Raw genomic sequence first — 10755 nt, forward strand, 5'->3', positions numbered from 1 at the left:
GGCAGTACGGGGCAGCGCCGGGCAGCTGCTGAAGTGGAAATGGACACAGCTTAAACTAGCCGGCTGAATGTCTTGACTGATGGGGCCACTTTAGCTGTACGAACCGTTCACCTATTTAGGCTTCCTCGCCGCCAGCACCCAGAGCATCGCACTGGCCACAGGCAGCGCGGTAATCACCCTGCGCCATCCGCTGCTGCTGGCGAAACAGGCTGCATCGGTCGACCAGCTTTCCGGCGGCCGCATGGTACTTGGCATTTCGTCAGGCGATCGCCCGAGCGAGTACCCCGCATTTGGCATAGAAGGCGATTTCGAGACGCGCGGCGAGCGATTCCGCGATGCGTTCGGGATGTTCCGGGCCAGTTTGCAGGAAGTGTTCGCCGTGCACGACTCCGAACGTTTTGGCAGGTTGGATGGGAGTCTGGACCTGCTCCCAACGCCGCCCCACGGACGAATTCCGGCCATCGTCACTGGACGCAGCCGCCAGGATCTGGAGTGGATTGCGCGGCATGCGGATGGCTGGCTTTACTACTTCGTCAATCCCGAACACCTGGCACCGATCGTGTCGACATGGCGCGACGTTGTGCAGCGGGAGACGCAGTCGGGCATCTTAAGCCGTTTGCCCAAGGCCTGTTCTTCGACCTGGCTGACGACGCAAATCACCCCTTGATGCGCATCCATTCCGGCCTGCGGGTCGGGCGCAACAGGCTGATCGACTACCTCGGCGGGTTGCAGCAGCTGGGCGTCAACCATGTCGCCTTCACCCTGAAAGCATCGCGCCGGCCGGCTACCGAGGTGCTGCAGGAGTTTGCCGAATTCGTCCTGCCGGCGTTTCCGTCGAACTTGATCATCAACAGCGATCGCCCCGTCCAGTAATGCTGTCGGACGGGGCGAAGTCTTGCCGCGCTTCCACGCTGAGCAAATACGTTGCAGCGCTCTCAAACTGTCATCACGATCTTGCCGAACTGCTGGTTCGATTCGAGGTATTCGTGCGCTGCCACGACGTCACTCAGCGAGAAGACCCTGTCCACGAGCGGCCGGAGGATACCGGCTTCGATTCCTGCCGAGATAAAAGTCCGGACGCGCTGCAGCGCTGCTGCATCCTCGGTCACTTCCGTGTACACGAAACCACGCACAGAAAGACTGCGCTTCAAAGCCAGCTTCAGCGGAAACGGTGTCGCATCGGGACTGAGTGCGCCGTGCACGACAATCGTTCCGCGCTTGGCCATGGCCCCTGCGAGCTGGTTCACTTGCGGACCGCCGACAGCGTCGAACGCGCACTGGATCCCGTACGGCGCCAGTTCGCGCAGGCGGCTCTCCAACGGCTCGTCTGACGTGCTGATGACGGCTTCGGCTCCAGCAGCCAACAGTGCATCGCGCTTTGTGCTGGTCAGTGTCACCGCGATGGGCCGCGCACCCACCTGGCGTGCAACCTGTACCGCAGCCAAGCCTACGCTGCTTGATGCAGCGGTGATGGCAATCCAGTCTCCTTTGCCAAGTCCTCCGGCCTCCACGAGACCGCCGTATGCGGTCAGATAGGCCATCCACAGGCCAGCTCCCTCCACCGCGGACAAGCCGGCCGGTTGCGGGACAAGGTGGGTAGCGGGAATCAACGCATGCTCGGCATAGGTGCCATATCTGCCGAGCTCGAACCCGGGCAGGACGCCGACCATGTCGCCGACCGCGAATCCTTGCACCGACGGGCCAAGTGCAGCGATCATGCCAACCGCCTCGAAGCCCAGCATGGATGGCAGTTGCGCCGTCTCGAGATACTGGCCCATGCGGAACATCTTGTCCGCCCGATTCAAGCCGATCGCCTGCACCTCGATGAGTACTTCGCCATCTGCGGCCTCAGGGACACTGCGCTGCTCCAACCGCAATACACCCGGGCCTCCAAGTTCATGAAATCGAACCACCTGCGACATGGTCATACCCATCCTTCAGGAAGCGACGTCGATCACGATCTTGCCAAGGGCCTTGCCGGCCTCCTGAGCGTCATGCGCGGCATGCGCGTCGGCCAAAGTGTAGCGCCGTTCGTCGACCAAGGGTTTCAGTTTGCCCTGCTCCGCCAGGCGGGTCGCCTCGCGCAGGATGTCGCCATGGTGGGCCCGTCCTTCACCGCTCAACATGGGGAGCAGCACGAAGATACCGGACAATGTCACGCAGCGCAGAGAGCCTGGCGCCAGATTGTGCTCCGCGAAAGCGTAGCAGCTGAGAACGTGTCCATAAGGCCTGGCCGCAACAAGTGAGTCGTCCAGCGTCTGTCCGCCGACGGTGTCATAGACCACGTCGAAGCCAACGCCATTTGCATACTTCGCGACGTAGTCCACGACCTTGGCGTCGCGATAATCGATGGGCGTAGCGCCGTAGCCTTTGATGACGGCGTGCTTAGCCGCCGAGGCAGTCGCATACACGTCGGCGCCGAGCGCACGGGCGATCTGCACTGCCACGTGACCAACACCACCCGCGCCGCCCTGGATCAGCACGCGCTGGCCAGCATGTACGCCGGCACGGTCGACCAGACCTTCCCAAGCGGTCAGAAACACCAGCGGCAACGCAGCCGCTTCGCGCATACTAAGGTTCTTTGGCTTCGGTGCCAACAGGCGAGCGTCGACGGCCGCATATTCGGCGAGCGTTCCCGGGATGCCACGCACGCCGCCAGCCAATCCGTACACTTCGTCGCCGACCTTGAAGTCGCACACGTCTTCACCGACCTCGACGACCGTGCCCGCCAGATCGGTGCCGAGAATCGCAGGCAGTTCGGGCATGGCATACGGCGCTGCACCGGTGCGGATCTTGCAGTCGATCGGATTGACGCCGCTGGCAGCGATCTGTACCAGCACTTCGCCCGCTTTCGGTGCTGGCCGGGTCACCTGGGTATCGATGAATTTGCCGTCGGCGTAGTCGTTCAGGACGAGTGCGCGCATGGTGGCTTGGGTAGTCATGTATTGGTTCCTTGTGAATGTGGCCCTTGGGGGCAAACTGAATATGGGGTAATATTGATCCATAAGGTCCCGCCTGTAAATTAGGCACTTTTTAGGATCATAGGCACCTATAGGTAACCATGGCTTCCACTGTTCGTCATCCCCCTGATCCACTGGTCATCAGTGAAACCTGTCCACCGCGGCGTATCCACATGCTATTGACGCCCAAATGGACGTCCATGGTAATCTACGTCCTTAGTTTCGGTCCGCTACGGACTGGCCAGTTACAGCGCAGCATGCCGGGAATTTCGAAGAAGATGCTCACCCAGACCTTGCGCGAGCTCGAAGCCGACCAGCTGTTGTCGAGGAAGGTGCACCAGGTGGTTCCACCCGCAGTCGAATATTCGCTGACGGAGCTTGGACAGAAGTTCGTCGAGCCTTTGCTGGCACTTTACGATTGGGCCGAAGCCAATTCCGTACTGCTCGATACGGTAGAACGCAACAGAGCAGCTTCCGGCCAAGCCGAGATCGTCGAAGATGAAAGCGAAGCCTTGCCGCTTTCCTGAATCGCCGAGCTGATTGTTGTATTCGACGATATCAATTCGGACTCTATAATCGGCTTTTGCCGGCGCCTGGCCGCACGCGGCCAGGCCGTACCCACTACCAAGAAAGATGTGTCGATGGAGCTGCTTCAATCGATGCGCCTGTTTTCCAGGCTTGCTGAACTCCAGAGTTTTACGAAGGTCGCTGAAGCGCTGCAGATGGGCCACCCCCAAGTGACGCTGGCCATCAATCAATTGGAAGCATCGCTCGGCGTGCGTCTGTTCCATCGCACGACGCGCAAGGTGAGCCTCACCGCGGAGGGTGAGGCGTTTCTGGTCAGGGTCGCAGGGATTCCGGGCGAGGTCGATGAAGCGGTGACCATGTTCGGCGCGCCGGGCGACATCGTGCGCGGGCGTCTCCGGATCGATATTCCTTCCGCCCTGGCGGTGGAATCCTTCATGGATTCATTGAGAGCTATGGAGTGATGGAATTTACAGCGGGTCGGGTAACTGACCTGATATGGTAAAAATACCGCGTGCCTTGTTAGATTGACTTATTGAAGTCGTCTGATACGCGGGATCATTGGAAAAAGTCGAGCTTTGAGACGATTTAGGAAGTAGCAAAGTGCTTCCGCGCAATCTTCTTTCCTTAACTTCCCGAAATGAAAGAAAATTGCGCGAACTAACCATTTATTGTAAAACCTATCGCCTGCTTTAATTTTGTGAATCGTCTTTTAGCATGCGCCAATAAATAATATTTTCTTTATTTATTAGGTTTCAGCACGACTTTGGTCCACCCTTCGGCACGTTTATCAAAATTCCGATAGCCAGTCGGTGCATCCTCCAATGCAAGCTCGTGTGAAATGATCTGCGAGGGCGCCGCTTTACCTTTATGAATCAATTTTGCCAAGTACCGGTTGTAATGCTTGACGTTGGCTTGCCCGGTGCCAATCTTCTGACCCTTGAACCAAAAATTGCCGAAATCGAAGGCAATCTTGCCTTCCTTTTCCAGCGCGTCTGGACCCTTCGGATCCTGCGGGAGGAATACACCAACCACGCCGATGCCGCCAGTGGCCTTGACCGTCTGCACCAAGTTATTCATTGTCAGATTTGGCACTTCCTTACCGTGCTTGTCGCAACACTGGTAACCAACGCATTCGCAGCCGCAGTCGGCGCCCTTGCCGTTGGTAAGGTTCAAGATCTTCTCGACGCCGGCGCCTTCGGTGTCGTCGATCGCCACCGCGCCCAGCTTTTCGGCCAGTGCCAAGCGGTCCTTGTGCGTGTCCACGACGAAAACTTCGCTTGCGCCTTTAATGAACGCAGACATGGTCGCCATTAGGCCGACCGGGCCGGCGCCGTAGATCACGACCGATTCGCCCGGCTTGAGGCCAGCCAGTTCGGTGGCGTGGTAGCCGGTCGGGAAAATGTCCGACAACATTACGTAGTCATTTTCCTTTTCCTTGGCGTCTTCCGGCAGCACCAAGCAGTTGTAATCGCCAAACGGCACCCGTAGCAGTTCGGCTTGGCCGCCGCTGTACGGGCCCATGCCGGCAAAACCGTAGGCAGCACCCGCTGTGCCTGGATTTGCCGTCAGGCAAAAGCCGGACAAGCCCCGTTCGCAATTTTCGCAAAAGCCGCAGCCGATGTTGAACGGCAGACAGACAACGTCCCCGACCTTAACGCGCTCGACGGCGTTGCCGACCTCGATGACTTCACCCATGTTTTCGTGGCCCAAGATACGGCCCGTTTCCATGTTGGTACGGCCTTCGTACATGTGTAGGTCGGACCCGCAGATGTTGGTTGTCGTGATACGGACCAAGACGTCAGTCGGCTTTTCAATCTTGGCGTCCGGCATGTCTTTGACCTGGACGTCGCAAGGGCCATTATAAACGAGTGCCTTCATGATTTTCCTTTTAGAACGAGGGTAAATTCATCGCGAGCAGCGACGTTAGGAGGAGAAAGAATATAAGGAAATTCTTCAAAAAGGCGCACTGTTGAACGCTGCAAAGATTTACCCTTGGGCCATAGAATCGAAAAAAACCCCGGTGTCAGAATAGTTGTCGCGTCACCTGATGAGATAAAACCATACCGGGGACGGGCAAGAGAGATCAAGTGAGGCAGTATTCAGCAGAACGGAAAGAGGCGCTATTGCGGCAGATGATGCCACCGCAGAACAGGCTGGTGTCAGAACTGGCCCGCGAGAGCGGGATCACCGAGCAGACCCTTTATACTTGGCGCCGTCAACTTCGTAATCAGGGAATCGCAGTGCCGGGTAGTGGGAAAAATGCTGAGGAATGGACCTCGGAGGACAAGTTTGCCGTGGTGTTGGAAACGGCTGCGCTGAACGCCAGCGAACTGGCCGAGTATTGCCGGCGCAAGGGCCTGTTCGCCGAGCAGATCGCCGCATGGCGCGCTGCATGCATGGCCGCCAATGCGAGCACGATGCAGCAGACGCGAGGCCAACAGGCGCAGTCAAAGGAAGACAAGAAGCGCATCCGGCAACTTGAGAAGGACTTGCAACGCAAGGACAAAGCGTTGGCCGAAGCGGCAGCACTGCTGATCCTGCGAAAAAAAGCCCAGGCGATCTGGGGGGGCAAAGAGGAAGACTGATCAGCGTCCCAGATCGCCTCTTGTGTGTCGAGTTGATCCGTGAGGCCCAGGCAATGGGTAGCCGTCTTGAGCCGGCCTGCATCGAGCTGGGCATCACCCTGCGCACATTCCAGCGCTGGGTCCGTGAAGGTGACGATGCCGAGGCCGGCGACAGCCGTCGGACCAGCGTGAGGCCGGAACCGGCCAACAAGCTGAGCGAGGATGAGTGAGCCGAGATCCTGGCCGTTGCCAACAGCGAGGAATTTGCCAGCCTACCGCCGAGTCAGATCGTGCCGGCGCTGGCCGATCGGGGCGTCTACGTCGCGTCGGAGTCGAGCTTTTACCGCGTCTTGAAGGCAGCATCGCAGCAGCATCACCGCGGCCGCGCAAAGAAGCCTTCCGAACGCGTGCTTACGAGCCATTGCGCCACCGGCCCGAACCAGGTGTGGAGTTGGGATATTACGTGGATGCCAGCTGCCGTGAAGGACCAATTTTATTACTGGTTCATGGTACTTGACGTCTTCAGCCGAAAGATCGTCGGGCACGAGGTGCACGTGGCGGAGTCGGCGGAACTGGCGTCACGGCTGATGCGCCGGACCAGCCTGGCCGAAGGACTGGCAGGCCGTTCCTTGGTGCTCCATTCAGATAATGGCAGCGCCATGAAAGGGGCGACCATGTTGGCCACCCTGGAGCAACTGGGTGTGGCGCCGTCGTTCAGCAGGCCGCGTGTGAGCAACGACAATGCCTATGCCGAATCGCTATTCCGCACCTGCAAATACCGGCCGGACTACCCGAGAAAACCGTTTACGAGCCTGGAGCAAGCGCAGGCATGGACGCAGAAATTCGTGCGCTGGTACAACCAGGAGCACAAGCACAGTGGCCTGAAATTCGTGACGCCAGCACAGCGTCACAACGGCCAGGACACGGCGATTCTGAAACGCCGGGAACAGGTTTATGACGATGCCCGCAACCGCCATCCGCAGCGCTGGTCGCGGGGGATTAGGAACTGGACACTGGAGAGTCAGGTCTGGTTGAATCCGGAAAGGATTCGGCCAGAAGCATTACAGTGCGCCGCTTGAGGTGACGCGACAACTACGTTGACAAACGCCGGATACGCTATGAAGATTCTGCAACGCCTCCGTGGTATGCGGCTATGTATACTATGCCCCAGTATGGTATGCTTCGTTTTCGCAAGGAGAGACGGCGGGGGGGGCCTCGAATTTAGATGGCGAACGGCTTGCTCATGAGGTCATCGCTATTCAATATGTAACGCAAATACATTGCTCATGATCATCATCATTCTGGTCACACTGATTGTAGGAATTGGTAGCGTGTGAATAGCCGACCAACTAGTGGTGCGCGTCGGAGTAGGGGATAGCCAAGGAAGTCACGGACAGCAGGGCTTGCTCGGCTTAGCGGCTGGAGCGCTTCTGTCAACAAGCTTCACCCATCTACTCCCCGAAGCGATCGAAAGCAATGCTGATGTGCATGAACTATTCATTGCAGTGTTAAGCGGCTTGGTCTTCTTCTTTCTGCTGAGCAAGGCTGAGTTATGGCGTCACAGCCACGAGCATAGCCATGCGAGACACAATCATCGGGGAGCTAACTGGACGCTACTAATTGGTGACGGGGTGCATTGCTTCGGAGACGGTATCCTAATTGCGTGGATCTTCGTTTCGGATGTTCGCCTTGGTGCTACTGCAGCAGTCTCCGTACTGATGCATGAGGTGCCTCATCACATAGGCGATTTGGTTATATTGCGTCAAAGCAATCATCACAGGGCGGCACTGAGGAAACTCTTCATGGCTGGATCCATGACAGCTGTGGGTGGCGTTAGCGGATTCATGCTGTCGGGAAGTCTGCAGCATTGGCAGCCATTTCTAATGGCCGTAGCTGGGAGCAGTTTTATCTTCGTAGCCCTTTCGGACTTGATCCCTCAATTGCAGCAACGCCGATCAACCAGGGAGACCACGGTGCAGGTAGTCTGGTTGCTTGTCGGCATCCTATTAGTAGTGTTGGTGAATGGAATGCCTCATGAACGTGTCTCTTGAGTGGCAGGTTTGAGAGGGAGCTGACGTGGATTTCTAAAATTTAAGGAGGCGAAAAAAACACAAATTTCAGCAAAAAATCGGTTGCTTATACTATAGGGCAGTATTGTATAGTGGGGACACTAAACTAGTAGAGAGGTGTTCGATGCCACATAGTTCGGAAGAAAAGAAACAAGCCCTCACGCGTATCAGGCGTATCAAAGGACAGGTAGCTACTCTTGAACAAGCACTTGATGCAGGTGCTGATTGCCCTGCGATTCTTCAGCAGCTCGCGGCAGTCCGCGGAGCGGTTAATGGCTTGATGGCCACGGTCCTGGAAAGCTATCTGCGAGTAGAATTTCCGAATAGCGAGATCAGGAGTGATTCGCAGAACAAGTCCATTGACGAAACAATCTCTATCGTCCGGTCGTACCTGCGTTAGAGAGATGAAGTGTCCTCGATGAAAACAAATTCACCTAGATTAGAAAGAAACCACATCATGAAATCACGTGCAGCAGTTGCCTTCGGGCCTGGAAAGCCGCTGGAAATCGTTGAGATTGACGTTGAGCCGCCGCGCAAGGGCGAAGTTCTTGTCAAGATCACAAATACTGGCGTATGCCACACCGATGCCTTTACCTTGTCGGGCGATGACCCCGAAGGTCTTTTCCCGGTCGTTTTGGGCCATGAAGGAGCGGGTATCGTCATGGAGGTAGGGGAAGGGGTAACCAGTGTGAAACCTGGCGATCATGTCATTCCACTCTACACCGCTGAATGTGGCGAGTGTCTGTTCTGTAAGTCCGGTAAAACCAATCTGTGTGTCGCGGTTCGTGCGACCCAAGGCAAGGGGCTGATGCCCGATGGCACGACTCGCTTTTCTTATAACGGCCAACCGCTTTACCACTACATGGGCTGTTCGACTTTCAGCGAATATACGGTTGTTGCGGAAGTGTCACTGGCCAAGATCAACCCGGATGCTAATCCGGAGCACGTCTGCCTGCTGGGTTGTGGGGTAACAACCGGTATCGGTGCCGTCCACAACACGGCCAAGGTGCAACCGGGCGACTCGGTCGCCGTCTTCGGTCTTGGCGGCATTGGGCTCGCTGCAATCCAAGGTGCGCGCCAAGCCAAGGCGGGTCGCATCATTGCCATCGACACCAATCCAGCCAAGTTCGAGTTAGCTCGTAAGTTTGGCGCGACCGAATGTCTCAACCCTAAGGACTTCGAGAAGCCGATCCACGAGGTTCTCATCGAAATGACCGGCTGGGGCGTGGACCATACATTCGAGTGCATTGGTAATGTCAACGTAATGCGCTCTGCGCTGGAAGCAGCCCATCGCGGCTGGGGCCAGTCAATCGTCATCGGCGTCGCCGGTGCTGGCAAGGAAATCTCGACCCGTCCATTCCAGCTGGTCACTGGTCGGACTTGGAAGGGCTCGGCTTTTGGCGGAGTCAAAGGGCGCACCCAACTTCCCGGCATGGTGGAAGACGCAATGAAAGGTGAGATCGATCTCGCCCCATTCGTTACCCACACCATGGGTCTCGAGGATATCAACAAAGCCTTCGATCTGATGCACGAAGGCAAGTCGATTCGCACGGTGATCCACTATTGATTTACGAACACTAAATATTTATTTAACATCAAATATCAAGAAAAAGAACTATGTCTACTCCAGTTATTTCCGGTGACAGCATTTTCTCGCACGTCTTTATCGGCGCCGCCGACGTTCAGAAGTCGGCCGCGTTTTACGATGCGACTCTGGGGGCTCTTGGCATCAAGAACCTCGGTCCATTCGGTAACGGTTGGGTGCTCTTCGGCCGTGAAAAGCCGGCTTTTATCATTGCCCGTCCTGGCAACGGTGAAGCGCCCTCCAGCAATGGCGTGACGATCGGCTTTGCTGCTGCAACTCCCGCCGAGGTAGATGCATTCCACGCCGCCGGCCTTGCCGCAGGCGGCACCGACGAGGGGCAGCCTGGCCCGCGTGGCCACCTGCCTGGCGCCTACGCAGCTTATCTGCGTGATCCGGCGGGCAACAAGATCTGCTCGTACACCTTTGTCTAGAAGTAGCGAAAGTGACGGCATTCGGAAAGAGCTTGCACAAGCCTCTATAGGGGCGAGCATTAGTCAAACCCTTTAGATGGTGTCGGCTCAAAACGGTCGGCCCGCAGCGGTGTACATCGTGCGCCGCTGCGGGTATTTACCGTGAAGCGAGATCCTTTCAATCAATGGTAACTATGAGGGCGTTATGAAAGAACCGGTAATCCCCCCACAAAAAGAGCGCGATCAGAAGTAGAATTTTCTACTTAAGACACAGAAAGCTCTACATGAAGACTGAGGTACCCTGACTTTTTCGGACACTCCTGTTTGGTAAGCTTCACCAACTGGAGAATTTATGAAACGCCAAAAAACATACACGCCGGAGCTTCGTGAGGAAGCGGTCAAGCTGGTACTGACGCAGGGGCTGACGCTGGACGATGCTTCCCATCGCCTGACGATACCCAAGGGAACGCTGGCCAATTGGGTGGCCGCCGCAAAGCGTGGCACAGCGCCCAAAGCGGCACCTGGTAGCCGTACCGTGCCGGAGCTGGAGGCGGAAGTGACGAAGCTCCGTAAAGAGCTGGCAGAAGCCCGTATGGAGCGAGATATCATAAAAAAAGCGGCAGCGTACTTTGCGCAGGA

The 10755-nt window shown here is 56.9% G+C and carries 12 protein-coding genes and 1 pseudogene; 10 read left to right on the forward strand and 3 right to left on the reverse strand.

Annotated elements, in window-relative coordinates; genetic code table 11:
• Positions 1-151 precede the first annotated feature (151 nt).
• Both BM031_RS24655 and BM031_RS25815 read left to right on the forward strand, forming a co-directional pair.
• Positions 152-667 carry an LLM class flavin-dependent oxidoreductase gene (locus tag BM031_RS24655; RefSeq protein ID WP_229409190.1) on the forward strand — a complete coding sequence of 172 codons (516 nt, stop codon included), beginning with the start codon at positions 152-154 and terminating at the stop codon, positions 665-667.
• Complete coding sequence (locus BM031_RS25815; RefSeq protein ID WP_218147638.1) at positions 667-873, forward strand: hypothetical protein; 207 nt, start codon at positions 667-669, stop codon at positions 871-873. The genes BM031_RS24655 and BM031_RS25815 overlap by 1 nt, the downstream gene beginning before the upstream one ends.
• 62 nt (positions 874-935) lie before the next feature.
• Here BM031_RS25815 and BM031_RS24660 read toward each other — a convergent pair whose 3' ends face one another.
• On the reverse strand, positions 936-1928 hold the full coding sequence (locus tag BM031_RS24660; protein ID WP_218147639.1) for a zinc-dependent alcohol dehydrogenase family protein: 993 nt from the start codon (positions 1926-1928) through the stop codon (positions 936-938).
• A gap of 9 nt (positions 1929-1937) precedes the next feature.
• Entirely contained in the window at positions 1938-2942 is a 1005-nt protein-coding gene (locus tag BM031_RS24665; RefSeq protein WP_091877576.1) for a zinc-dependent alcohol dehydrogenase family protein, read from the reverse strand.
• Between the two features lie 191 nt (positions 2943-3133).
• Between BM031_RS24665 and BM031_RS24670 the strand changes: the two genes are divergently transcribed.
• Complete coding sequence (locus BM031_RS24670) at positions 3134-3487, forward strand: winged helix-turn-helix transcriptional regulator (protein ID WP_267873338.1); 354 nt, start codon at positions 3134-3136, stop codon at positions 3485-3487.
• Between the two features lie 114 nt (positions 3488-3601).
• On the forward strand, positions 3602-3949 hold the full coding sequence (locus BM031_RS24675; protein ID WP_091877582.1) for a LysR family transcriptional regulator: 348 nt from the start codon (positions 3602-3604) through the stop codon (positions 3947-3949).
• Positions 3950-4226: 277 nt separating this feature from the next.
• On the opposite strand, the gene BM031_RS24680 is transcribed toward BM031_RS24675, so the two are convergent.
• Positions 4227-5366: a glutathione-independent formaldehyde dehydrogenase gene (locus BM031_RS24680; protein ID WP_091877584.1), complete on the reverse strand. Its 1140-nt coding sequence runs from the start codon at positions 5364-5366 to the stop codon at positions 4227-4229.
• Positions 5367-5575: 209 nt separating this feature from the next.
• Between BM031_RS24680 and BM031_RS24685 the strand changes: the two are divergent.
• The 6 genes and pseudogenes from BM031_RS24685 to BM031_RS24710 form a co-directional block, all read left to right on the forward strand.
• Positions 5576-7131 (forward strand): annotated as a pseudogene (locus BM031_RS24685) (IS3 family transposase).
• Positions 7132-7455: 324 nt separating this feature from the next.
• Positions 7456-8103 carry a ZIP family metal transporter gene (locus BM031_RS24690; protein WP_307187652.1) on the forward strand — a complete coding sequence of 216 codons (648 nt, stop codon included), beginning with the start codon at positions 7456-7458 and terminating at the stop codon, positions 8101-8103.
• Positions 8104-8245: 142 nt separating this feature from the next.
• A complete protein-coding gene (gene frmR, locus BM031_RS24695) occupies positions 8246-8521 on the forward strand; it encodes a formaldehyde-responsive transcriptional repressor FrmR (protein WP_091877586.1) in 276 nt (91 codons plus the stop codon).
• A 57-nt stretch (positions 8522-8578) separates the two neighbouring features.
• Complete coding sequence (locus tag BM031_RS24700) at positions 8579-9688, forward strand: S-(hydroxymethyl)glutathione dehydrogenase/class III alcohol dehydrogenase (RefSeq protein WP_091877588.1); 1110 nt, start codon at positions 8579-8581, stop codon at positions 9686-9688.
• A 50-nt stretch (positions 9689-9738) separates the two neighbouring features.
• Complete coding sequence (locus BM031_RS24705) at positions 9739-10137, forward strand: VOC family protein (RefSeq protein WP_091877590.1); 399 nt, start codon at positions 9739-9741, stop codon at positions 10135-10137.
• A gap of 331 nt (positions 10138-10468) precedes the next feature.
• Positions 10469-10755 (forward strand): transposase (locus BM031_RS24710; protein WP_143084712.1); only part of this gene is annotated, 287 nt, incomplete at its 3' end.

Source organism: Massilia yuzhufengensis, assembly GCF_900112225.1.
Classification (GTDB): Bacteria; Pseudomonadota; Gammaproteobacteria; order Burkholderiales; family Burkholderiaceae_D; genus Telluria; species Telluria yuzhufengensis.

Coding starts and splice junctions, on each gene's coding strand:
- BM031_RS24670 (WP_267873338.1), top strand. CDS start 3,134: ATGCTATTGACGCCCAAATGGACGTCCATGGTAATCTACGTCCTTAGT.
- BM031_RS25815 (WP_218147638.1), top strand. CDS start 667: ATGCGCATCCATTCCGGCCTGCGGGTCGGGCGCAACAGGCTGATCGAC.
- BM031_RS24675 (WP_091877582.1), top strand. CDS start 3,602: ATGGAGCTGCTTCAATCGATGCGCCTGTTTTCCAGGCTTGCTGAACTC.
- BM031_RS24665 (WP_091877576.1), bottom strand. CDS start 2,942: ATGACTACCCAAGCCACCATGCGCGCACTCGTCCTGAACGACTACGCC.
- BM031_RS24705 (WP_091877590.1), top strand. CDS start 9,739: ATGTCTACTCCAGTTATTTCCGGTGACAGCATTTTCTCGCACGTCTTT.
- frmR (WP_091877586.1), top strand. CDS start 8,246: ATGCCACATAGTTCGGAAGAAAAGAAACAAGCCCTCACGCGTATCAGG.
- BM031_RS24680 (WP_091877584.1), bottom strand. CDS start 5,366: ATGAAGGCACTCGTTTATAATGGCCCTTGCGACGTCCAGGTCAAAGAC.
- BM031_RS24660 (WP_218147639.1), bottom strand. CDS start 1,928: ATGACCATGTCGCAGGTGGTTCGATTTCATGAACTTGGAGGCCCGGGT.
- BM031_RS24700 (WP_091877588.1), top strand. CDS start 8,579: ATGAAATCACGTGCAGCAGTTGCCTTCGGGCCTGGAAAGCCGCTGGAA.